Source organism: Aquamicrobium sp. YD-1-mutant5, assembly GCF_059509755.1.
On the sequence record NZ_JCAKKP010000002.1, the window covers coordinates 176,347 to 199,632 of the forward strand.

Below are 23,286 nucleotides of genomic sequence, written 5' to 3' on the forward strand. Positions count from 1 at the left end.
GATGCGACTGACAGGAAAAATTGCCGTGATCACCGGTGGGGGATCGGGCTTCGGCGAGGGGATCGTGCGCAAGTTCGTCGCCGAAGGCGCGAAGGTCGTGCTGATGGACCGCGATCAGGCCAATGCCGAGCGGGTCGCGCAAAGCCTCGGCGACGATTGCCGGCCGCTCGTCGGCGATGTGGCGACGGCGCAGGGCATGGAAGCGGCCCGCGATCTGGCGCTATCCGCCTTCGGCGGGCTGAACGTTCTGGTCAACAATGCCGGCGTCGGCCATGTGCCGACACCCCTCGATGATATCGACGAGGCGACCTTCGACCGTATCGCCAATGTGAACATGCGCTCGATCTATTACGGCGCGCGCGCCATGGTCCCGCATTTCAAGGCGCAGAAAGCCGGGGCGATCCTCAATGTTGCTTCCACCGGCGGCGTTTCGCCCCGGCCGAACCTGACCTGGTACAACGCCTCCAAGGGCTGGGTCATCACCGCCACCCGCGCCATGGCGGTGGAGCTTGCGCCTTTCGGCATCCGCGTGAACGCGATCAACCCGGTGGCCGGCGACACGCCGCTTCTGTCGACCTTCATGGGCGCGGACACCCCGGAAATCCGCGCCAAGTTTCTTGCCTCCATCCCCATCGGCCGTTTCTCGACGCCCGAGGACATGGGCAATGCCGCCGCTTTCCTCTGCTCGGAGGAAGCCTCGATGATCACCGGCATCGCCATGGAAGTCGATGGCGGACGCTGCATCTGAGGCCGGAACCATGAAAGACACATATGAGATTGCCGTCGTACCCGGCGATGGCATCGGCCCGGAAGTGGCCGATGCGGCTGTGCGGGTGCTGCGCGGGGCTTTCGGCAATGATTGCCCGCTGCGCTTTTGCGATCACCCGGCCGGGGCGGAGCTTTACCGCCAGACCGGAGAGAGCTTTCCGCAAGCCACCTTCCGCGCCTGCGCGCAGGCCGATGCGGTTCTGCACGGGGCGGCCGGCATTCCCGGCGTCGTGCATCCCGACGGCACCGAAGCGGGTCTGGATTTCACCCTGCGGCTGCGCTTCGAGCTCGATCTCTACGCCAATATCCGCCCTATCCGCCTGTATCCGGGCATCCGCTCGCCGCTGGCCGATGTGAAGGCAGGCGAGATCGACTACATCATCCTGCGTGAAAACAGCGAAGGCCTGTATGCGGCGCGCGGCGCCGGCGCGCAGCTGCGCGGCGAAATTGCGGTCGACACGCTGGTTCAGACCCGCAAGGGCGTGGAACGGATCGTGCGCAAGGCGTTCGAACTGGCGCGGGCTTCCCATGGCGCGCCGGCCGACGGTGTTCGCCGTGTCACCTGCGTCGACAAGGCGAACGTTTTGCGCAGCTACGCCTTCTTCCGCTCGATCTTCGATGAGGTGGCCGCGGACTATCCCGATATCGAGGCCGAGCATGGCCTGATCGACGCGATGGCGATGTATCTCGTCACCCGTCCGGGGCATTACAACGTGATCGTCACCGAAAACATGTTCGGCGATATCCTGTCCGATCTGGCCGCCGCCACCATCGGCGGCATGGGGCTCGCCCCTTCGGCCGAGGTGGGGGAAAGGCAGGGCCTGTTCCAGGCCGCCCACGGCTCCGCCCCCGACATTGCCGGCAAAGGCATCGCCAATCCCTATGGCACGGTTCTGTCGGCCGCCTCGATGCTGGAATGGCTGGCTGCAAACCATGACGACGATCGTCTGGCGCGCGCCGCATCTCGCATCCGCGAGGCGGTGAGCGCGGCGATAGAGGCCGGGCTGATCAGCCGCGACCTTGGCGGCGACAGCGGCAGCGCGCTGATCACCGAAGGGTTGTGCGAGCGCCTGCGCTGACCCGGATGTGACTACGACCCGATGGGAATCCCGCAGGGCAGGGAACCAGGGGCCAGAGGCAAAACCCTGTCAGCGATGCAACATGCCGGCAGGGTGAGCCGCCGGCATGATCGGTCGTACGGGAGACGCTGCTCTCGTCAGAACCCGATGCGAACAACGCTCTCGGCGCCCTTTTCGCCATGGCCCTTCTTGACCGTGACGAACAGCGCGTTGCGTTCGCGGTCGAGCGCCAGACTGTTGGGGTGGGCCGGCAAGGCGATCTTCTCCACAAGCTCATAGCTCTTGGTGTCGAAGACGCTGACCGTGCCGTCATCCCTGTTGGTGACGTAGAGCCGCTCGCCGCCGACCAGCGGGGCCACCGGTCCGGCTCCCGTCGGCAGGTGACGGATGGTCCTGCCTTCGGCATCCATCACCACGACGCGTTTTCCCTCGCCCCTGATTTTGTAATCGGGAATAACGTCAGCGCGCATCTTATCGATGAATTCATTGCCCTGATCGGTCGCGAAGATGCGCTCTCCGGCGGCATCGAGGGCAAGGTTCAGAAGCTGGTCGCCCTCCACCTCGGCGGTGGCCAGCAGTTCGGGCCCTGCCGTGTTCAGAACGAAGAGCTGCCCCTGAAGGTTCGAGACGTAGAGCCTGTCACGCGCGGCATCGAGTACGGCACCGGCTACCCCGGCCCCGAAGCCGGGGATCACCTTTTCCACCCTGAGGGCCGCCGTATCGACGACGTAGAGCGCGCTGTCCTTCGCCGCCAGACCGGGGGCATAGAGGCGGTTGTTCTCAGGATCGAGCACCAGTTCGCGGAAATTGTGGGGGTATTCCGGCTTGCCCTTGTCGGAGGTCACCTTTTCAGCCAGCTGCACGGTGCCGACCACGGCATCCGTTCTGGTGTCGATGACCGTGATCGAGGCGCTGGTGGTGTCGCCGACATAGAGGCGGCCGGCGGCATCATCGAGTGCGAGGCCGAAAGCCCGGCCGGACAGGACGATTTCGCCCTTTTTCTCAAGGCTGCTTGGATCGAGCCGCAGGATGCGGCCGGCCTCGGCCCCTTCGCCGAAGCCCCCGGCGGAAGCCACGAAAACGGCGTCCTGCGCGGGCGAATAGACCAGCTCGTAGAGAGCCGGCGCGACCTCCATGCGCAGGATGCGGGCCGAAGGTTCCGCAACCGTGGCAGCCGCCGCGCCGGCGGCGAAGGCGGATGTCGCCAGGAATGTGGCTGCCAGCAGTGCCGACAGGCCGAGGGTCAGTGTTTTCATCGGGTCTTCTCCTTGGGTCAGAAGTCCATCGTGGCTGAGAACAGGAAGGTGCGGGGTGCGCCATAACCACCGGAGAGATCGCCGCCGGCCCAGTAGGATTCGTTGGTCACGTTCTGCACCATGGCGCGAAGGGTCAGCGGGTTGTCGCCGATCCGCGTGGTGTAGCGCGCGCCCAGATCGAGCGTGGTGAAATCAGGCACCGTCAGGGTGTTGGTGTTGTTGGCATAGCGCTTGCCGGTATAGCTGATATTGCCGAGCAGGGTCAGGCCCTCAATCGTTCCGACATCATATTCCAGACCGAGCTTGGCCATCACCGAAGGCACGCCGGTGGCGTGTCTGCCCTGCGTCTCCGCCTTGTCCGATTTCGTCACCTTCGCATCGGTATAGGCAATGCCGCCCAGAAGGCGCATGCCGGACCTGATTTCACCATAGACGCTGAGCTCGACGCCCCGGTTGCGCTGTTCGCCATAGACATCGTAGATCTGGGTGGCCGGATCGATGTAGGCGCTGGGCTTCCCGATCTGGAACAGGGCGAGCGACGTGGTGACGCTGCCCATATCCCATTTGGCCCCGACCTCATATTGCGTGGTCTTGTAAGGCTTGAGAATGTCGCCGGCATTGGCTGCGTTGAGCGGCGCTGTGGAGCCCGGGCTCAGACCTTCGATATAATTGGCGTAAAGCGAAATGCTGTCGGTCGCCTTGTAGACGACGCCGATGCCGGGGGTGAGCCGGCTGGACTCATAGCTGGAAGCAAGCTGTCCGCTCGGCAGATAAAACTGTTCGCGCTTCACGTTCTGGTATCTTGCGCCCACCGTGACCTGCAAACGGTCGTCGAAGGCCTTCATCGTGTCGGAGAAGGCATAGCTGGAGAGATGTTGTTCGATCGCTCCATTCGGCAGAAGCGGCAGGTCGGGAGCCGGGCCGAAATCCAGATTGTAATAATTGGTGTTCCAGAAATTCCGCCTGGCGTTGGTTTCAAACTCGATCCTGGATTTGAAGCCGCTGGCGGACAGGTTCCATTCATGCGTAACGCCGCCCAGCGCGAAATTGCCGCGCAGACCCGCCTCGCCGGAATATTGCGTGCCATCGGTCTTCTGGCGGGTGGCCGAAACCGAGATGTCGCCGGCATTGTTCATCAGCGTCTGAGAGGTGATCAGCGCATCGTAGCCGCCCGAGCGGCGGCCGACGGCGGCATAGGCGGTGATGGAATCGGTGAGATCGACCTCGCCGCGCAGCACCACGGCATCGGTCTCCGTCGAGTTGAACGCCCATGGAGCGGCCAGCGAATGCTTGCCGTTGCGCGCAGACGGGATTTGGGTGACGGCCGGCGACAGGGAAAGGCCGAAATAGTTGACCCCGTCCATATCTTCCTTCTGCTTGTAGTAGTCGACCGAGAAGCGGGCACGCTCGCCGCGCCAGTCGAGGCCGACCGAGCCGATCTTCATGCCGTGCTTCTCGTCATCGACAGCCGTGTGGCCGTCCCTCAGCACGCCGTTGACGCGGATGCCCCATTCCTTGTTCTCGCCGAAGCGGCGGCCGATATCGGCATGCACGCCCCACAGGCTGTCGGACGAATAGCTGGTCGTCAGCCGGGTCAGCGGCGTGTCCTCGGCCCGCTTCGGCACCAGCGAGACGATGCCGCCGACGCTGCCGGCCGGCGGCATGCCATAGAGGAAGGTGGAGGGGCCTTTCAGAACCTCGATCCTGTCGGCGAATTCGGTCGAGCCGCGCATGTTGGGCGCCATGCCCGCCAGACCGTTGAAGAGCACGTCATCGGCCGAGCTTGAGAAGCCGCGGATGTAGAAGGTCTCGAAGATGGTGCGCTTGCTCGGCACATAGACGGAAGGGTCGGTGGCGCCGATCGCGGCTCCGATGTCCTGCGCCTCGCGGTTCTTCACATGGTCGGACGTGTAGGAAACGGTGCTGAAGGGCGTATCCATCACGTCCTTGTTGCCGAGCAGGCCGACGCCGCTGCCGGTGGCCACCTGCCCGCCCGCATAGGCCGGCGGCTTGCCGCCCTTGCCGTGGATGAGAACGGTGTCGAGGTTGATGGTGCCGTCCTCGCTCTCCTGCTGCTTTTTCGGCGCCTCCTGCGCCTTTTCCCCGGCTGCGGGTTTCGCAGTCCGGCTTTGCGCCATGCCCGGCCCGGTGGTGATGCCGATGGCAAAGGACGAGGCGAGCGCCGTGGTCAGAAGCAGAAGTGCGGTGCGCGCGTAAAGAGAGTGTCGTGCAGTCAGGCAGTACATTATGGGGGTCCCCGCGATAATTAGTTCACACCCATTAACTTAATTGACAAAACCAGTCAACTTTCCCGACGTCAAAACGCAACACACAGAAATCATTGTGAAAAATTGTTTTTCTGGTATATCCGGCTCAAGTGCCCGTGCCTTTGCCCAGGCACTCAGGTGGGGAAAGGAGAGCCATGATCGGGAGCCATCCTGTAACCGCGAGAGGTCGTCCAAGGACCATCACGCGGGAGCGCCTGAGCGATGCCGGCATCGAGATCACGCTTCCCAACGTCACCATTCTGGGCATTGCCGCGCATCTCGGCGTCAGCGCCAAGGCGCTCTACAAGCATGTCTCCGGGCTTGAGGAACTGAAGCAGCAGATTGCGGAGGATTTGTTCCTGCGCTGGGAGCTTCCGCCGCCCGCGCCCGATGGCGGGGAGGGGCTTGAAAGCTTCATGCTGTCATTCAGCCAGTCGATGTGGATGCTGGTCGAGCAGCATCCGGGCATCGCGCCCTACATTCTTCGCGAGGACCTGATAACGCCGGCGATGATGCAGAAGATGGAAGAGCACCAGAAAGGTGTTGCGCGCATCTTCTGCATTCCCTTTACGCGGGCGAACTGGCTGTTGTTCATCGTCGCCTATTTCTGCGTGTCGGTGGCCGATACGGTGCTGCCCATCAAGGACGGGCAGGAGGTTCTCCCCCAAAGGGGCGGACTGAAAAGGGCGGACTGGATCAAGGCCCAGTACGACCTCGGAGCAAGGGCGCTGATCGTCGGCTCGCTGGCGACCATGGACCAGATTCCGGAAGGCTGACCGGCAGCCGCGCCGACATGCTGCCCGCTTCCCGGTCACATATCCCCTGTTGAGTGTCGACACCTCTTGTGCCAACCTGAAGGCGGAGGAGAAAGATCATGGTGTCGGCGCTGTCGCACATCAGGGAGATCGAGCGCGTTGCCATGGGCAGGCCCTCGAACCGGGATCGCCCTGTCATTCAGTCATGGCTGCGTTGCCTGAACGACTACCAGCTCAATCCCGCGCGCCCGCAGGAAGCCTATATCGTGCCCGCCACCCAGTTGCGGGAACATCGCGAGCAGTCGGAAGAGCTGATCCGCATCGGGCGAACCGGGCTCGAAGGGCTGTTCAGGCAGGTGGCCGATCAGAACTACGTGCTTTTGCTGTCCGATGCGCGCGGCGTCACCGTCGAGTTCATGGGCGATCCCACCTTCGACAACCAGCTGCGCAAGGCGGGGCTGTATCTCGGTTCCGAATGGTCGGAGGACCGGGCGGGGACCTGCGCCGTCGGCGCCTGCATCGTCTCGGAAAAACCCGTCATCATTCATCAGGACGATCATTTCGATGCCTGCCATATCGGGCTGACCTGCACGGCCGCGCCGATCTTCGACACGTTCGGGGATCTGTCGGCGGTGCTCGACATCTCGCAGCTGCGCTCTCCGACCGAGAAGGCCAGCCAGCAGCTGGCGCTGCATCTGGTCGCCTCCACGGCGCGCCGCATCGAGCTTGCAAACCTGATGACGCGGGCGCGGGAAGACTGGGTTCTGCGGCTGGCGCGGCTGCCCGATTTTCTCGATGTCGATCCCGATGCCGCGATCACCATCGACGGCAACGGCATGATCACGGGCATGACCCATGGCGGCTTCGGCGCGGTCGCGCGCTCCATGAACCAGAATACGGCGCCGACGCGGGATTTCATCGGCAAGCCGGTCTCCGATATCTTTGACATCGACATCGACCAGCTTCCCGCCCTGATGCGGGGCAGGCCGAATGGCGAGCGCATGGTGCGGGCGCGCAACGGGCTGGCGCTGTTTGCCAGCGCCATCGCCCCCGTCAGCAGCTTCCGCACCCCTTCGACCATCATCCCGGCACGGCTGCCTGCCGCCCTGCGGCATCTGAGTTTCGGCGATCCGGCCATGGAGGCGTTGCAGGCGCGGGCGGCGAAACTTGCGGACCGCAACCTGCCCATCCTCATCAGGGGCGAAACCGGCAGCGGCAAGGAATATCTGGCCCGCGCCATTCACGACAGCAGCGCGCGATCCGGTCCCTTCGTCGCCGTCAACTGCGCGGCCATCCCCGAGCAGCTCATCGAATCCGAACTGTTCGGCTATGCGCCCGGCGCCTTCACCGGCGCGATGCAGAAGGGCAAGACGGGCCTGATCGAGGCGGCAAACGGCGGAACGCTGTTTCTGGACGAGATCGGCGACATGCCGCTTGCCCTGCAAAGCCGGCTTTTGCGGGTGCTTTCCGAAAACGAAGTGCAGCCGGTGGGAGCGCTCAGGCCGAAGCCGGTCCGGTTCCGGCTGCTTTCGGCATCGCACCGCGATCTTGCCGCCATGGCTGCCGAAGGGCGCTTCCGGGAGGATCTGCTCTACCGGCTGAACGCCGCAACGCTGACGATCCCGCCCCTGCGCCAGAGGCGCGATTTCGACGGGCTTGTCGATCATCTCCTGCGCCGTCACGGCGAGGAGGAGGGCGAGACCATCACCATCGACCTCGCCGCGAGGCGGGCTCTGGCGCGTCATGACTGGCCGGGCAACCTGCGGGAGCTGGATAACACCTTGCGGGTGGCGGCGGCGATGGCGACGGATGCGGCCATCACCGCCGAGTGTCTGCCGGAGCATTTTCAGGCCGAAGCTCTCCCCGGCGGCGGGCAGATAGACAATGAAGCATTGCGCCGCCAGCTCGGCGAATGCGGCAACAATGTCTCCGAGCTGGCGCGCCGGCTGGGCGTCAACCGCTCCACCATCCATCGGCGGCTGAAACGCCTGCACTGACCCTGCAACAGGTGCAACACCTGTTGCAGCCGGCCTGTTGCATCGGGCGCGCGGGCAGTTTCCTGCTTGCGCAGAACATAGCGAAAACAATCGCTTAGGGGTTGGCCTGCATCTGGCACGGCCCTTGCTACCTCTTCCATGGGAGAAAATGGAGGAGACTTGCATGCGTGCGTTGCGCTTTTATGCGGCGAAGGATCTGCGGGTGGAGGAGGTGGCCGCGCCGCCCGATCCCGGCCCGGATCAGGTGCTGATCGAAAACCGCTTCTGCGGCATCTGCGGCACCGATCTGCATGAATATGCCTATGGGCCGATCTTCATCCCCACCGAGCCGCATCCGTTCACCGGGGCAAGCGGCCCGCAGGTTCTGGGGCATGAGTTCGGCGGCGTGGTCAAGGCCGTCGGCGCGGATGTGACACATGTGAAGGTCGGCGACCGCGTCTCCGTGCAGCCGCTGATCATGCCGCGGGCGGGAGACTATTTCGCCGATCGCGGGCTTTATCATCTGAGCACCAGCCTCGCGCTGGCCGGTCTCTCCTGGCATTCGGGCGGCATGTCCGGCCAGGCGCTGCTCAACAGCTACAATGTGCAGCCGATCCCTGACGATCTGAGCGACGAGGAGGCGGCACTCATCGAGCCGACGGCCGTGGCGGTCTATGCCTGCGATCGCGGCGGCGTCACCGCCGGCAACAGCGTGCTCGTCACCGGGGTCGGCCCCATCGGCATCCTCACCGCGATGGCGGCAAGGGCGGCCGGCGCATCGCAGATCTTCCTGTCCGACCTCAACGACACCCGCCTGCAGCTCGCGCGCGAGAAACTGGGCGAAGTCCGCACCATCAATCCGAAAACCGAGAATGTCGGCGATGTGGTGCGGGCCGAAACGGAAGGGAATGTCGGCTGCGACGTCGCCATCGAATGCGTCGGCAACGAACATGCGCTGAAGAACTGCACCGATGCCGTGCGCAAGCAGGGCGTCGTGGTGCAGACCGGCCTGCACCCGCATGAGAACCCGCTCAACTGGTTCGACGTCACCTTCAAGGACATCGATATCAGGGGCTCGTGGGCCTATCCCACGCATTACTGGCCGCGCGTGGCGCGGCTGATCGCCAGCGGCCAGATACCGGCAGCCAGAATCGTCACCGCCACGATCGCATTGGAGGATGCGGTCGCCGAAGGTTTCGACCGGCTGCTCGACCCGGCCGGCACCCAGCTCAAGATCCTGATCGATCTGAACAGATAGACACATTTCACGGCCGGTTCCGGGAGGGCCGGCACAACTTTGCATGGGAGGAAATTGCAATGCTTGAGAAAACCCCGACAGTGCGCGTGCAGGCCGTTCTCGACAAGTTCGGCGTGGCGCTGGCAGGCGGCCGGATCGACGAAGCCGTCTCGATGTTCGCCGACGAGTGCTATTGGCGCGATCTCGTCGCCTTCAGCTGGAACCTCAAGACCGTTGAAGGCCATGACGAGGTGCGCGACCTGCTGCAATCCCAGCTGCAGCAGGTGAAGCCAACCAACTGGCAGGTGGCGGAAGGCGAAACCGCGACCGAGGCTGATGGCGTCACCGAAAGCTGGATCTCGTTCGAGACCGAAGTGGCGCGCGGCTACGGCCTCATCCGCCTGAAGAATGGCAGGATCTGGACGCTTCTCACCGTCGTGTCGGAGCTGAAGGGGCACGAGGAAAAGGCGGGCTTCACCAGGCCGCTCGGTGCGAAGCACGGGCAGAACCTCGGTGCGAAAACATGGAAGGAAGAGCGCGAGGAGGAAGAGCGCACGCTGGGCTACGAAAAGCAGCCCTATGTGCTGGTTATCGGCGGAGGGCAGGGCGGCATCGCGCTGGGCGCGCGGCTGCGCCAGCTCGGCGTGCCGACGATCATCGTCGAACGCAACGAGCGGCCGGGCGATTCCTGGCGCAAGCGCTACAAGTCGCTCTGCCTGCACGATCCGGTCTGGTACGACCACCTGCCCTATATCGACTTTCCGAAGAACTGGCCCGTCTTCGCGCCCAAGGACAAGATCGGCGACTGGCTTGAATTCTACACCAAAGTCATGGAGCTGAATTACTGGACACGCTCCACCGTCAAGTCCGCCAAATGGAACGAAGCGGACAAGGAGTGGACGGTCGTCATCGACCGCGATGGCAAGGACGTCGTGGTGCGCCCGAAGCAGCTGGTGTTCGCCACCGGCATGTCCGGCAAGCCGAACATCCCGACCGTGAAGGGACAGGACCGCTTCAAAGGCGAGCAGCATCATTCGTCCCGCCATCCCGGCCCGGATGGCTACAAGGGCAAGAAGGTGGTGGTCATCGGCTCCAACAATTCGGCCCATGACATCTGTGCCGCCCTTTATGAGGCCGGCGTGGACGTCACCATGGTGCAGCGATCCTCCACCCATATCGTGCGGTCAGAACCGCTGATGGAACATGGGCTCGGGGCGCTTTATTCCGAGCAGGCGCTGCAAAATGGCGTGACCACCGCCAAGGCGGACCTGATCTTCGCCTCACTGCCCTATCGCATCATGAACGAGTTCCAGAAGCCCATCTACGACAAGATCCGCGAGATCGATGCCGATTTCTACGCGGCGCTCGAAAAGGCCGGCTTCCAGCTCGATTTCGGTGCGGACGGGTCGGGCCTGTTCCTCAAATATCTGCGGCGCGGCTCGGGATACTATATCGACATCGGCGCTTCGCAGCTCATCATCGACGGCAAGATCAGGCTCGCATCCGGCCAGATCGAGGAGATCACCGAGAATTCGGTGAAGCTCGCCAATGGCACGGAGCTGCCGGCCGACGTCATCGTCTATGCTACAGGCTACGGTTCGATGAACGGCTGGGTCGCCGACATCATCGACGCGGAGACAGCGGACAAGGTCGGCAAGGTCTGGGGACTGGGTTCGGACACGCCCAAGGACCCCGGCCCGTGGGAAGGCGAGCAGCGCAACATGTGGAAGCCGACGCAGCAGGAAGCGCTGTGGTTCCACGGCGGCAACCTGCACCAGTCGCGCCATTACTCGCAATATCTGTCCCTGCAACTGAAGGCGCGCATGGAAGGCATTCAGACGCCCGTCTACGGCCTGCAGGAAGTGCATCACACGAAGTGATGTGTTCGTGATGTTCTGGCCGGCGCATGGGTTCAGCCGAACCCGTGCGCCGGTTTCCCGCCCGGCCAGCAGCCATGGGGCGGGAGCTTTGCCCCGTCGGCGTGGATGCGGGACGGTCCGCAAGCCGTGGTAGCTTGCAGACCATTCCGTTCTCGTCGGGAGGGTTTTATGCCCAGTGGCGGCGCAGCGGCGCGGCTTGCGGCAGTTCGCGCGGCAGGTCTTCGGCCGCCACCACTTCCGCATCCAGTTCGCGGGCGAAGCGGTGACCCCAGTAGGTCGCGACCTGAATGGTGGAGGGGGCATAGACGTCGCCGATGCGGCGCAGCGTCGAGATGCCGGCTTCCTCCAGTTTTTCGGGCGCTGCCGCCAGTTCCTCGTAAAGACCTTCGCGCGGCAGGCGCGCGGTGACGGTCACGATGCCGCCGGCCTTCAGCCTGCGCGTGGTGCCGGGCAGATAATCGAGGATCTCGACGCTGTCGGTGCCGAAGGAGGTGACCGTCGCCGAGGTGACGACGGCAATGCCCTGACGCGCCAGCCGTTTGGCGATGTGGCCCTGCTCCAGCGTGTTCACGGTCCAGGCGGAGGGAATGTTGGCGGGGGTGACCAGCGTCACCTCCAGCCCCCATGAGCGGCACAGTTCCGCCAGCACGCCGCCCATATAGTAATGGTCGTCATCGAACACCACGACCGGACCTTCGGGGCGCTTGCCGTTCATCAGGTCGTCTGGCGTGAACACGCGCGGATCGTCGAAGCCGGGAATGGGCGCGCCATGGTCGCGGCCGACGCCGTCGCGGCGCCATTCGGCGCCGGTGGCGATGGCGACATGGCCGGCACCAAAGGCCAGCACGTCTTCAGCGGTCAGCGGGCTGTCGCGGTAGATATGCACATTGGGCATGACGGAAAGCTGGGTGACGCGCCAGTCGCGCACGCGGCCCCATTCGGAAAGGCCCGGCAGGCGCGCTTCGCGGCTCACCCGCCCGCCAAGCTCGGTGCCGGCTTCGGCCAGATGCACCTCATAGCCGCGGCGGCCGGCGGCAAGGGCCGCCTCAAGGCCGGCAGGGCCGGCGCCCACCACCAGCACGGTGTGGTCCGATCCTTTCGGCGCGATGCGCTCCGGGTGCCAGCCGCGCCGCCACTCCTCGCCCATGGTCGGGTTCTGGGTGCAGCGCAGATTGGTGTTGGTGTAGTCCGACGAGACACACATGTTGCAGCCGATACATTCGCGGATTTCGTCCAGACGGCCTTCCTCGATCTTCTTCGGCAGGAAGGGATCTGCAATCGAAGGACGCGCCGCGCCGATGAAATCGAGCACGCCGGACTTCACCAGGCTGACCATACGGTCGGGCGAGGTGTAGCGGCCGACGCCGACCACCGGCTTCGTGGTCACCGACTTCACCCAGCGGGTGAAGTCCTCCTGATAGCCTTCCTTCTGGAAGCGCGAGGTGGCGCTGTCGTTCGACCATGTCGAGACGTTGACGTCCCACAAATCCGGCAGTTCGGCCAGCCGCTCGACCACGTCGCGGCCTTCGCCGTCGCTGGTGATGCCGTCGGCGCCGATCATCTCGTCCACGGCGAAGCGCAACGCCACCGCGCAGCGGTCGCCGACCGCTTCCCTGGTGTCTTCCAGCACCTCGCGCAGCAGGCGCACGCGGTTTTCGAAATTGCCGCCATATTCGTCGATGCGATCGTTCTTGCGGGCCTGCAGGAAGTGCATCGGCAGGCTGAGATCATGCGAGGCATAGACATAGATGACGTCGAAATCCGCCTTCTTCGCCCGCAGCGCCGCTTCGCGGTGCCAGCGGCGGAAATCGGCGATGTCGGATTTGTCCATGCGCCGCGCCTGCACCGGCGCGTAATAGATGATCGGCCGGTGCGACGGGGCCAGCGGCATCTCGCGCGACGACCAGTTGGCCGAGGACGCGCCGTGATGCATGATCTCGACGGCGGCCAGCGAATTGTGCGCATGCACCGCCTCGGCCATCAGCGCCAGCGCAGGCACATCGGCATCCGACCACAGGCGCCCCTCATGGAACGGCTCGCAATCGCCTGTCGGGTGGATTTCCACCTCTTCCGTGCTGACCACCGCCCAGCCGCCTTCGGCCTTCACGCCGCGCAACTCCGCCAGCGCCTGCGGCTGCGTCCAGCCCATGCCGTTGCAATGCGGCACCTGATAGAAGCGGTTGCGGGCGGTGACGGGTCCGATGCGGACGGGCTCAAACAGAATATCGTAGCGGGGATCACGCGCCATTTGACTGCCTTGTATAATACTGGGTTTCAGTTCACTGCCGCGAGTGCGGCGTCCACGGCCTCGCCGAGGCGCGAGACGATCTCTTCAATGTCAGAGGTGGTGACGATGTAGGGGGGAGCCAGCAGGATGTGGTCGCCCGCGCGGCCGTCGACGCAGCCGGCGCCGGGATAGACCATCAGCCCGCGTGCAAAGGCTTCCGCCCTGATGCGCTGATTGAGCTTCAGGGCAGGGTCGAACGGCGACTTTTCCGCCCGGTCGCGCACCAGCTCGATGGCCTGAATGAGGCCGCGCCCGCGAATGTCGCCGACATGGTGGTTGTTGCCGAAACGGCCATGCAAGGCGCGGTTCAGGTCCTCGCCGCGGGCGCGCACATTGGCCAGAAGATCGTCGCGCAGGATCACCTCCTGCACGGCCAGCGAGGCGGCGCAGGCCACTGGATGCGCGGAATAGGTCAGGCCATGCTGGAACACGCCCGAGCCGTTGTAAAAGCCCTCATAGACCTTGTCCGAGCAGATGACGGCCGCGATCGCCTGATAGCCGCCGCCCAGACCCTTGGCGAGGGTGACGATGTCGGCGGCGACGCCCTCGGCATGGGCGGCGAGGAAGGTGCCGGTGCGTCCGGCCCCGCACATCACCTCGTCGAGGATGAGCAGCACGCCATGACGGTCGCAGATCTCGCGGATGCGCTTCAGATAGCCGGGTGCGGGCGCAACCGCGCCGGTGGTGGCGCCGACGACCGTTTCGGCGATGAAGGCCATCACCGTTTCGGGACCCAGTTCGAGGATCTGCTTTTCAAGGGCTGCAGCGGCGCGCGCGCCATAGGCTTCCGGCGTCTCGCCGGGCTCCGCGTGGCGGTAGAAGAAGCAGGGCTCGATGAAGGAGGCATCGGCCAGCAGCGGCGCATAGGGCTCGCGTCGCCAGCGGTTGCCGCTCACCGAGAGCGCACCCAGCGTGTTGCCGTGGTAGCTGAAATGGCGGGAGATGACTTTCGTGCGCTGCGGCTGGCCGCGTTCCAGCCAGTACTGGCGCGCCATCTTCAGCGCGGTTTCGGTGGCTTCCGAGCCGCTGTCGACGAAATAGACATGGTTGAGGTCGCCGCCACAGTTTTCAGCCACGCGCGCGGCCAGCTTCTCGGCGGCTTCAGAGGTGAAGAAGGAGGTGTGGATATAGGCCGCCTGCTTCGCCTGCGCGGCCATGGCCTCCAGAACCGCCGGATGGCCGTGACCGAGGCAGGAAACGGCAGCGCCGCCGCAGGCGTCGATATAGGTCCGGCCCTCCGCATCCCTGAGCGTGATGCCGTCACCACCCGCCACATAGGGCAGGGCGGATTTCAGGGCGCGGTGAAAGACATGCGTGGTCATGAGTTATTTCCGGTGGTGGGGGGAGGACTTGATTTCGATGCAATGCCGGGAGTGGGGCTGCGGGCGTTGGCCGCCACATAGGTGTCGGCGGCGTAGAGGCTTTCCTCCACGCGGGTCAGATGCTCGGTCGCCCTGACGCCCAGATGGCGCATCATGCCGGCGGTCAGCGATTCAGCCAGTGCGGTGGCCGCGGTGATGGTGGGGAAGAAGGACGGGCTTGCCGTCTCGAACAGCAGAACATGCTCGGCCACATCGCTCAGCGGCGTGACGCGGCTGTCGGCCAGCGAGATCAGCCCCGCGCCCGAGCGCTTCACGGCACCCGCCACCAGCAGGGAATCGCGCGAATAGGGGCTGAAATTGATCGACAGCACCACGTCCTTCTCGTTGAGCGTGGCAAGCTCGGTGACCAGCGAGGAGCCGGACGCCTCGCTCAGATGCACACCGTCGCGGAACAGGCGCGAAATATAGGTGAAGGTCAGCCCCGGCGCGCGGCAGGAGAGGAAGGCGGCGACATAGATGCGCGGCGCTTCGGCCAGCCGGCGCACCGCCGCATCGAAGGTGGCCGCGTCGTTGATCAGCCCAAGCCTTGTCGTATCGGTCGCCAGCGTGTTGGTCATGCGGCCAAGCAGGCTTTCCTCGTCAGCGCCTTCGACCAGCGCCGAAGCACCGCGCGCATAAAGCCCCGGCGAACCGCGATAGGAGGCGACGTAGATTTCGCGCAGCGACGACCAGTCCGGAAAGCCGAGCGCCCGGGCAAGGCGGACCAGCGTTGCCGGGGCCACGCCGATCGACATGGCGATGTCGCGCATCGAGGATGTGACCACCACGTCGGGGTGATCGAGAATGAAGCGGGCGCTGGCGGCAAGCTGTGCGGGCATGGCCGGTATCTGCTCGTGGATGGTCGCGGTCAGCTCGTCCATCGACATGGTTGCCGAAAGGTCGCGCTCGTTGTTGTCTTTTGCCATGTTCTGCCTGCTCCTCGTCATGCTGCGCCGGGGAGGTGGCGGGACAGGTGTCTTTCCAGATAACCGAACAGACGCGCCATGATGGCCACGACGATGAGATAGATCACCGCGATCGCGATATAGGCCGTGACGTCGTAAGTGCGGGAAAAGATCCTGTTGCCCACTCCCATCAGGTCGAGCAGGGTAACGGTGGAAGCAATCGCAGTCGCCTTGAAAGTGAAGATCACCTCGTTGAACAGCGAAGGCAGCGCCTGCCGGAATGCGAGCGGCAGGACGATGCGGCGCTGGATCGGCCAGTAGCCCATGCCCTGCGCCAGCGCGGCCTCCTGCAGGCCGCGCGGCACCGACTGCAAGCCGCCACGCAGATCCTCGGCCATGTAGGCGGCATTGTTGAGGGTGAAGGCCACCAGCACCAGCAGGAAGGGCGACGACAGAAGCGGCCACCACATGCTCTGTCTGAGCGCGCCGACATTGCCGCCATAAAGCTCCAGCAGCGCCGCCGGCAGGCCGAAATAGACGAGGAACACCTGCACGTAGAGCGGCGAGCCGCGAAACACCACCGAAAAGGCCTGCGCTGGCCAGCGCAGCCAGCTGTTTCCAGACGAGCAGGCGAGCGAGATCGGCAGCGCCGCCAGAAAGCCGAGACCGCAGGAGGCGGCGACCAGCGCGAGCGCCAGCCACAGGCCGTTGAGAAGTTCGCGCCAGTGCTCGCCATACATGCCGGCAAGGGTGGAGAAGAATGTCATGGCCGTTCCCTCCCTATGCCGCCAGGCCACGCCGCGAGCGGCGCTCCATCGCCTGCAGGCCGGCGGAAGAGACGACCGAGATCACCACGTAGAGCAGGGCCGCCGCGCCGTAGAAGGTAAACGGGTCCTTGGTCACCGAGGTCGCCATCTGCGCTTTGCGCATCAGCTCCTGCAGGCCGACCACCGCCACCAGCGAGGTGTCCTTCAACAGCACCAGCCACAGATTGCCGAGGCTGGGCAGCGACAGGCGCACGATCTGCGGAAACCGGATGCGGCGCAGGATCAGCCACGGGTCCATGCCGCTGGCCATGGCTGCCTCCACCTGTCCTTTCGGAATGCCGCGCCATGCGCCGCGGAATACTTCCGACGAGTAGGCGCAGAAGATCAGCGACAGGGCGATGACGCCGGCCATGAACGGACCGACCTCGACACGCTGTCCGCTCAGCGCCATCAGCAGCTGCGGCAGGCCGAAATAGACGATCAGGATGACGAGCAGTTCGGGCAGGGCCCGGAACAGATTGGCGAAGCCGAAGCCGGCAGCGCGCAGCAGGCGGCTGTCGGAAACCTTTGCCAGCATCGTCGCGAAACCCAGCGCGCTGCCCAGCAGCGAGGCGCAGACGGCAAGCTGAATGGTCAGCCACGCGCCGGCGAGAAGCTGCGCGCCGAAGCCCTGCAAATCCATTCGAAGCCTCCTTGCCTGCTGTGGTCCTGCGGCCATGGCCCCGCACGTGCGATGCGCCGAGCCTGTCGGGACGGATGGTCATTTGATGCGGTGGGCGATGCGGGAGACGGCCGAGCCAGTGATGGCCGCCCCCGCTTCGCTTTCCTCCCGGCTGTCAGCGCAGCGGGAAGTCGAAATATTTCTGGCTGAGGGTGGCGAATGTGCCGTCCGCGACAATGGCGTCGAGCGCCTTGTTCAGTTCGGCCAGAAGCGCGCTGTCGCCCTTGCGCACGCCGATGCCGATGCCTTCGCCCAGCAGCGGGTCGCTGACTGTCTCGCCGATCTGCACGAACTCGTCGCCGCCATGATCCTTCAGCCATGGGCTGAGTTCCGTCGCATCGCCGAAGGCGGCATCGAGGCGGCCGTTCTTCAGGTCGAGGAACAGGTCGTCGGAGGACACATAGGTCTGGATGGTGGCGACGTCGGCGAACCTGGCGTCGACATAGATGGCGTTGACCGTCTCGCGCACCGCGCCCAGCATCTTGCCCTTCAGGCCTTCCGGACTGAATTCCAGATTTGCGTCGGCCCGGCCGATCAGCATGCCCTTGGACATGTAGTAAGGCTCGGTGAAGTCGATCTGCTGGCGGCGGGCCTCGGTGATGGTCATCGACGACATCAGCACGTCGAACTTGCCGCCCTGAAGGGCGGGAATGATGCCCTGCCAGTCCTGCGTGGTCCATTCGCAGCTGCGGTTCATCTTCTCGCAAAGTGCATTGCCGATGTCGACATCGAAGCCGGCGACCTTGCCGTCGGCCCCGACATAGTTGAACGGCGCATAGGCGCCCTCGGTGCCCATTCGCAGTACGTCCTGCGCGTGCGCGGCACCGGCAATAAGGCTGGCCATGGCCAGCAGGATCAGTCTTTTCATGTTTTTCTTCTCCCTAAAAAAACGTCACGCGGAAACGCGGGCCAGAAACTGCGCCAGACGTTCCGAACGCGGTGTGCCGAACAGTTCGGCCGGCGCACCCTCCTCCTCCACAAGGCCCTGACTGAAGAACATGACCTTGCTGGAAACCTCGCGGGCGAAGGCCATTTCGTGCGTCACGACGATCATCGTGCGCCCTTCCTCCGCCAGCATGCGCATGACGCGCAGCACCTCGCCCACCAGTTCCGGATCGAGAGCCGAGGTCGGCTCGTCGAACAAAAGAAGCTCCGGGTCCACGCACAGCGTGCGGGCAATCGCCACGCGCTGCTGCTGTCCGCCCGAAAGCTGCGAGGGGTAGTGTCCGTGCTTGTCGGCCAGCCCCACCCGCTCCAGCAGCGCCATGCCCTTGTCGGCCGTTTCGGCGCGGGGGCGCTTCAGCACATGGATCGAAGCCTCGATGACGTTTTGCAGAACCGTCATGTGCGGCCACAGGTTGAAGTTCTGGAACACCATGCCGACGCGGGTGCGCATGCGCCGCAACTGCGCCTTGTCGGCCGGCTCCGCGCCGCGCGCCGTCTGCTTCAGCCGAACCGGCTCGCCAAACAGGCTGATCTCGCCGGCAGAAGGCGTTTCCAGAAAGTTGATGCAGCGCAGGAAGGTGCTCTTGCCCGAGCCCGACCCGCCGATGATGGCGACGACATCGCCCTTATTGGCGGTCAGGCTGACACCCTTGAGCACTTCAAGGCTGGCATAGCTCTTGCGCAGATCGCGGACGACCAGAGGTGTGGCGGAGATCATCGCGGGATCAGGCGTTTGCCGGCTGGCCGAACACGGTGAGGCTTTGCTCGCGCATGAACTGCGGCAGATACCAGCTTCCGAGACCGCCCTTGCCGGTGGTGCCCGAACCCTTCCAGCCGCAGAAGGTCTGGATGCCCGGCCATGCGCCGGTGGTCGCGCCGGTTGCCCGGTTGGCATAGAGCACGCCTGCCTGAATGGTGTTCAGGAAGGTCTCCAGCGTGGCTTTGCTTTGCGTATAGATGCCGCTGGTCAGGCCATAGGCGTCGCGGTTGGCATCGGCGATGGCGGCGTCGAGCGAGGTGAATTCCTGCAACGACAGGAACGGCAGGAACAGTTCCTCGCGGTTGATGGCGTGGTCGGCGTCAAGGTCGGCCACCAGCGTTGGCTCCACGAACAGGCCGCGCGCCATGAAGCCTTCGGTCAGGCGCTTGCCGCCGGCCAGCAGCTTTCCGTCGCGGGCGGCGTCGGCCGCCGCCTTTTCAAAGCGGGCGATGGCCTTTTCGTTGATCACCGGCCCCATATAGACGTCGGCCCGGCGTGGATCGCCGATGACGATGGTCGCCATCTGGGCCAGCAGCTTTTCAACGAAAGCCGCGCGCACGGCGCTGGCGACATAGACCTTGGAGAGCGCGCTGCATTTCTGCCCCTGAAGGCCGAAGGCTGAACGCATGACACCGGCGGCGGCGACATCGAGATCGGCGTCGGCGGCCACGAAGGTGGAGTTCTTGCCGCCCATTTCGGCCAATACGGGTTTGGCCGCGCGGCCTGAGGTGTAGCGGCGCAGCAGTTCCATGCCGACGCCGTTGGAGCCGGTGAAGGCGATGCCATCGACCCCCGGATGCTCCGCCAGCGCCTTGCCGACTTCGGCACCGCCATAGACGAGGTTGAACGCACCTGCCGGCAGGCCGGCCTCAAGGAAGCATTCGGCCAGCAGGCGGCCGGTCAGCGCGCTCATTTCGTTGGGCTTGAACACCACCGCATTGCCGCCGAGAAGGGCAGCCGTAGACATGCCGATGGACAAGGCCACCGGGAAATTGAACGGTGCGATGACGGCGAACACGCCATAGGGGCGCAGGCGCGACCAGCTGCGCTCCTGCGGCAGGGCCTTGTTGCCTTCCGCCTCGTAGCCATTGTTGCGCTCCAGCTCGCCGCTGTAATAGCGGATCAGGTCGATGGCTTCCTCGACCTCGCCGACGGCCTCCACGCGCGACTTGCCCACTTCGACCAGACAGGCGGCGGAGATCGGATATTTGCGCTCCTCGACGAGATCGGCGGCGCGGCGCAGCCGTGCCACACGCTCCTGCCAGGACAGGGCCGACCATTCGGCGGCGCCGGAGCGGGCGGCAGCAACCGCGCGGTCCACCGTGGCAGTGTCGCAGGCCGCGAAATGGCCGAGCACGATGCCGCTGTCGATCGGCGAGGCGATGGAGAAGGTTTCGGTGCCCGCCACATCTTGCCCGCCAATGGAGGCAGCGTGGCTGCGGCCCAGCGTTTGCGCGGCCAGATGTTCAAGCTCGGCATCGAGGCGCGCATGGACGCCGGAAAAATCCTCACCCAGATTCGTGTAGGTAACGCGTGGCAATGACATCAATGCCCTCCTCCCTGCAGTTTTCCGCCAGCCGGCCGTCGCCGGATGTGAATGGAACAATTGTTTTTCTGATAGCATTAAAAAAACAGTTGTTCAATATCCGTTTTGGACGGTGCATCTGTTTCGTGGGGAGAAGCGGAGGGAGAGGCATGAGAAAATGCCCCCAAAACGCATAAAGGCGCCGCAGGATGCGACGCCTTTGTTTCGGCCAGTCGGTGCCTGCTCAGTAGCGGGCATCCTTTGGCTTCTTGCCGTTCGGCCAGTCGTTCACCTTCGGTGCGAAGTCGGGGCGCGGCATGTGGGTGAAATATTCGGACACGTCGACCGCTTCCTGATCGCTCAGCACGCCGCCCTGTCCAAGCTGGCCATCCAGATGCATGGAGGGCGGCATCGCCCATTTCACGAACTGGGCGGCCTTGTAGGTGCGGGCGAGACCCGCGCCGATGTTGAAGCTTTCCTCGCCCCACAGCGGCGGGAAAATGATGTCGCCGAACTGGTCGCGCATGCCCTCGCCATCGACGCCGTGGCAGGCCGCGCATTTCAGCGCATAGATCGCCTTGCCGTTCTCGGGATCGGGAACGAGGCTTTCGTCGATCGCGCCGGCATTGACGATATCGACGCGGTGGTCCTTCGCCACGCCCTGCCGCAGCCAGTCCATATAGGCGATCATGGCCTTCATTTCCCGGCCCTCGCGGTCGAGCGGCTTGCCGTTCATGGAGCGCTGAAAGCAGCCGTTGATGCGCATTTCCAGATCCACCTCCTTGCCCGCGCGCGGCATCACGCGCGGGTAGAAGTTGACGGTGTTGATATAGCCGTTGGCGGCATCGATCTTGCCGTCGAGCAGGTGGCAGGAGTTGCAGTTCATCGCGGCGCCGACATTGCCCGGCAGAAGGCGCGCCGTATCCGCCAGCAGCCGCTTGCCATAGATGATCTCGTCGGCGTTGGGCTGGGCAAGGATGTCCTTGTCGGCCGGCACCACATAGCGCCCCACCTCGTTGTTGTCGGCGTCGAGCACGGCAAAGCTCGCCGGTGGCGGCGCGTCCGTGTTCGGGCGGCTGGCAACCCATCCGGCGGCGCTGCCGGCGATGGCGAGCAGGGCGGCACCGGCAATCAGGAACGACTTTCTCATTGCGCAGCCTCCGGTGCGTAGTGAACGGGCTTGTGGGCGATTTCCTTGCGCATGCGGGCAATGTCGGCCTCGCTCACCGCGCTGGCATGGTTGCCCCAGGAGTTGCGGATGAAGGTCATCAGCTCGGCCAGATCAGCGTTGGACAGATGCGCGAAGCCCGGCATGGTGAAAGCCATGGCGTGTTCGGGCGTCGAGGGCATGCGCCCGCCCGCCAGCGTCACCTGAATGAGCGAGCTTGGATCATCGGCGAACACCATGGAGTTGCCGGCAAGGGCGGGATAGACCTCAGGCGCGCCCTTGCCGTCCAGCCTGTGGCAGGCGGTGCAGTGCTCGACATAGGTCATGGCGCCCGGAGCCGAGAAATCGCCGTTGCGCAGTGCTGCCGTGGTGATGTCTTCCTTCGGCGCCCATTGCTCGCGGCCCGGCCGGGGCGGCAGGGATTTCAGGTAGCGCGCGATCGCGGTGAGATCCTCGTTGCCGAGATATTGCAGTGAGTGCTCGACGACATCGGACATGGAGCCGAAGGCGGCGGTACGCTGGTTGCGCCCGGTGCGCAGGAAAGTCACCAGCTCGTCCTCGGTCCACGTGACGAGGCCGGTGTCTTCGTTGCGCAGGTTCTTGGCGTACCAGCCTTCCAGAACCGAGCCGGAGAGGAACCGGCCGGAGCCATCGTCCTTCAGCGCCTTTTCTTCATAGGCAAGGCCGCGCGGTGTGTGGCAGGCCCCGCAATGCGCCAGCCCTTCGACCAGATAGGCGCCCCGCGCCACCAGCGGATCGTCGCTCTTCGGCGCTTCGAAATCGCGCGGCTGGGCGAACAGCAACTGCCACCATGCCAGCGGCCAGCGCATCGAGGCGGGCCACGGAATGGTGGTCGGCTGGTTCTGCTTGGCGACCGGCTTCACCGCGCTCATGAAATAGGCGTACATCGCCTCGATGTCGGCATCCGACACCACCTGATAGGAGGCGAAGGGCATGGCCGGGTAAAGATGCACGCCATCCGGGCGCATGCCCTTGCGCACCGCACGCTCGAAATCGCCATAGTCGTAAGCGCCGATGCCGGTTTCACGGTCGGGCGTGATGTTGGTGGCGTAGATGGTGCCGAGCGGAGTTTGCAGCCCGAGGCCGCCCGCATAGGGCGCGCCGCCGGGTGCGGTGTGGCAGGCCACGCAATCGCCCGCCCGGGCCAGATATTCGCCGCGCGCAATCAGGTCGGGATCGGCGATATCGACCTTGCGGTCCTGTTTCGGTGCGAACCAGTAGGGGGTGGAAGCTGCCACGCCCCACCCGATCGCCAGAGCCGACAATCCGGCAAGAAGGGCAAGTTTTACGACTCTCATAATGTCCTCGTCTGATGAGACGGGGCTATGATGAAGCTTCACCCTTCAGGGGCGTTGATTCAGGTCAATGATTTCAAAATTTATCTTTTAATTTCAATAAGTTGAATGATTACACGACAAATCGGCAGGGCGCAGATGCACCCCGCTCAGAACCTGCGGCTCCTCCCTGTTGTCGTAAAATTCAAGGCAGCTCCCCCGCTGCCTGTCCGGGCTGGAAATGCCGGACATGGACCCGGTTCGCCCAGAGGCTTAAGGCAACCTTAAGGGCGCAGAAATTTCCGGCGCGGGGCAGGGGAAAGATGGGCCGCGT

General features: G+C 64.5%; 18 protein-coding genes. 6 read left to right on the forward strand and 12 right to left on the reverse strand.

Annotated elements, in window-relative coordinates; translation table 11 throughout:
- Window position 1 precedes the first annotated feature (1 nt).
- Together AC5XE7_RS03495 and AC5XE7_RS03500 are read left to right on the forward strand one after the other, a co-directional pair.
- A complete protein-coding gene (locus tag AC5XE7_RS03495; RefSeq protein WP_183832131.1) occupies window positions 2–748 on the forward strand; it encodes a glucose 1-dehydrogenase in 747 nt (248 codons plus the stop codon).
- 10 nt (window positions 749–758) lie between these two features.
- Window positions 759–1,847, forward strand: a complete 1,089-nt coding sequence (locus AC5XE7_RS03500) for an isocitrate/isopropylmalate dehydrogenase family protein (protein WP_495364810.1) — start codon at window positions 759–761, stop codon at window positions 1,845–1,847.
- 137 nt (window positions 1,848–1,984) lie between these two features.
- Here AC5XE7_RS03500 and AC5XE7_RS03505 read toward each other — a convergent pair whose 3' ends face one another.
- Window positions 1,985–3,103 (reverse strand): YncE family protein, encoded by a 1,119-nt coding sequence (locus tag AC5XE7_RS03505; RefSeq protein ID WP_495364811.1) that lies wholly within the window; start codon window positions 3,101–3,103, stop codon window positions 1,985–1,987.
- A gap of 17 nt (window positions 3,104–3,120) precedes the next feature.
- Complete coding sequence (locus tag AC5XE7_RS03510) at window positions 3,121–5,349, reverse strand: TonB-dependent receptor (protein WP_495364812.1); 2,229 nt, start codon at window positions 5,347–5,349, stop codon at window positions 3,121–3,123.
- Between the two features lie 176 nt (window positions 5,350–5,525).
- On the opposite strand from AC5XE7_RS03510, the gene AC5XE7_RS03515 reads away from it, so the two are divergent.
- The 4 genes from AC5XE7_RS03515 (at window position 5,526) to AC5XE7_RS03530 (ending at window position 11,218) form a co-directional block, all read left to right on the forward strand.
- A complete protein-coding gene (locus tag AC5XE7_RS03515) occupies window positions 5,526–6,146 on the forward strand; it encodes a TetR/AcrR family transcriptional regulator (protein ID WP_495364813.1) in 621 nt (206 codons plus the stop codon).
- A 98-nt stretch (window positions 6,147–6,244) separates the two neighbouring features.
- Complete coding sequence (locus AC5XE7_RS03520) at window positions 6,245–8,122, forward strand: sigma-54-dependent Fis family transcriptional regulator (protein ID WP_495364814.1); 1,878 nt, start codon at window positions 6,245–6,247, stop codon at window positions 8,120–8,122.
- A 163-nt stretch (window positions 8,123–8,285) separates the two neighbouring features.
- Window positions 8,286–9,359 carry a 2,3-butanediol dehydrogenase gene (locus tag AC5XE7_RS03525; RefSeq protein WP_495364815.1) on the forward strand — a complete coding sequence of 358 codons (1,074 nt, stop codon included), beginning with the start codon at window positions 8,286–8,288 and terminating at the stop codon, window positions 9,357–9,359.
- 59 nt (window positions 9,360–9,418) lie between these two features.
- A complete protein-coding gene (locus AC5XE7_RS03530) occupies window positions 9,419–11,218 on the forward strand; it encodes an NAD(P)/FAD-dependent oxidoreductase (RefSeq protein ID WP_495364816.1) in 1,800 nt (599 codons plus the stop codon).
- A gap of 166 nt (window positions 11,219–11,384) precedes the next feature.
- Here the strand turns inward: AC5XE7_RS03530 and AC5XE7_RS03535 are convergent, their stop codons facing one another.
- The 10 genes from AC5XE7_RS03535 to AC5XE7_RS03580 all read right to left on the reverse strand — a co-directional run bounded on the left by AC5XE7_RS03535 (window position 11,385) and on the right by AC5XE7_RS03580 (window position 22,976).
- Entirely contained in the window at window positions 11,385–13,466 is a 2,082-nt protein-coding gene (locus AC5XE7_RS03535; protein WP_495364817.1) for an oxidoreductase, read from the reverse strand.
- A gap of 26 nt (window positions 13,467–13,492) precedes the next feature.
- Window positions 13,493–14,827: an aspartate aminotransferase family protein gene (locus AC5XE7_RS03540; RefSeq protein ID WP_495364818.1), complete on the reverse strand. Its 1,335-nt coding sequence runs from the start codon at window positions 14,825–14,827 to the stop codon at window positions 13,493–13,495.
- Window positions 14,824–15,792, reverse strand: coding sequence for a MurR/RpiR family transcriptional regulator (locus AC5XE7_RS03545; RefSeq protein ID WP_495364820.1), 969 nt, complete (start codon window positions 15,790–15,792; stop codon window positions 14,824–14,826). The genes AC5XE7_RS03540 and AC5XE7_RS03545 overlap by 4 nt, the downstream gene beginning before the upstream one ends.
- 17 nt (window positions 15,793–15,809) lie before the next feature.
- The gene (locus tag AC5XE7_RS03550) at window positions 15,810–16,538 is read right to left on the reverse strand and encodes an ABC transporter permease (protein WP_495364821.1); all 729 of its coding nucleotides are present in this window, start codon (window positions 16,536–16,538) and stop codon (window positions 15,810–15,812) included.
- Between the two features lie 13 nt (window positions 16,539–16,551).
- A complete protein-coding gene (locus AC5XE7_RS03555; protein WP_495364822.1) occupies window positions 16,552–17,220 on the reverse strand; it encodes an ABC transporter permease in 669 nt (222 codons plus the stop codon).
- 154 nt (window positions 17,221–17,374) lie between these two features.
- Window positions 17,375–18,127: an ABC transporter substrate-binding protein gene (locus tag AC5XE7_RS03560; RefSeq protein ID WP_495364823.1), complete on the reverse strand. Its 753-nt coding sequence runs from the start codon at window positions 18,125–18,127 to the stop codon at window positions 17,375–17,377.
- A 24-nt stretch (window positions 18,128–18,151) separates the two neighbouring features.
- A complete protein-coding gene (locus AC5XE7_RS03565) occupies window positions 18,152–18,922 on the reverse strand; it encodes an ABC transporter ATP-binding protein (protein ID WP_495364825.1) in 771 nt (256 codons plus the stop codon).
- 7 nt (window positions 18,923–18,929) lie between these two features.
- Window positions 18,930–20,510, reverse strand: a complete 1,581-nt coding sequence (locus tag AC5XE7_RS03570; protein WP_495364826.1) for an aldehyde dehydrogenase family protein — start codon at window positions 20,508–20,510, stop codon at window positions 18,930–18,932.
- A 223-nt stretch (window positions 20,511–20,733) separates the two neighbouring features.
- Entirely contained in the window at window positions 20,734–21,639 is a 906-nt protein-coding gene (locus AC5XE7_RS03575; RefSeq protein WP_495364827.1) for a c-type cytochrome, read from the reverse strand.
- A complete protein-coding gene (locus AC5XE7_RS03580) occupies window positions 21,636–22,976 on the reverse strand; it encodes a c-type cytochrome (protein WP_495364828.1) in 1,341 nt (446 codons plus the stop codon). The genes AC5XE7_RS03575 and AC5XE7_RS03580 overlap by 4 nt, the downstream gene beginning before the upstream one ends.
- Window positions 22,977–23,286 lie beyond the last annotated feature (310 nt).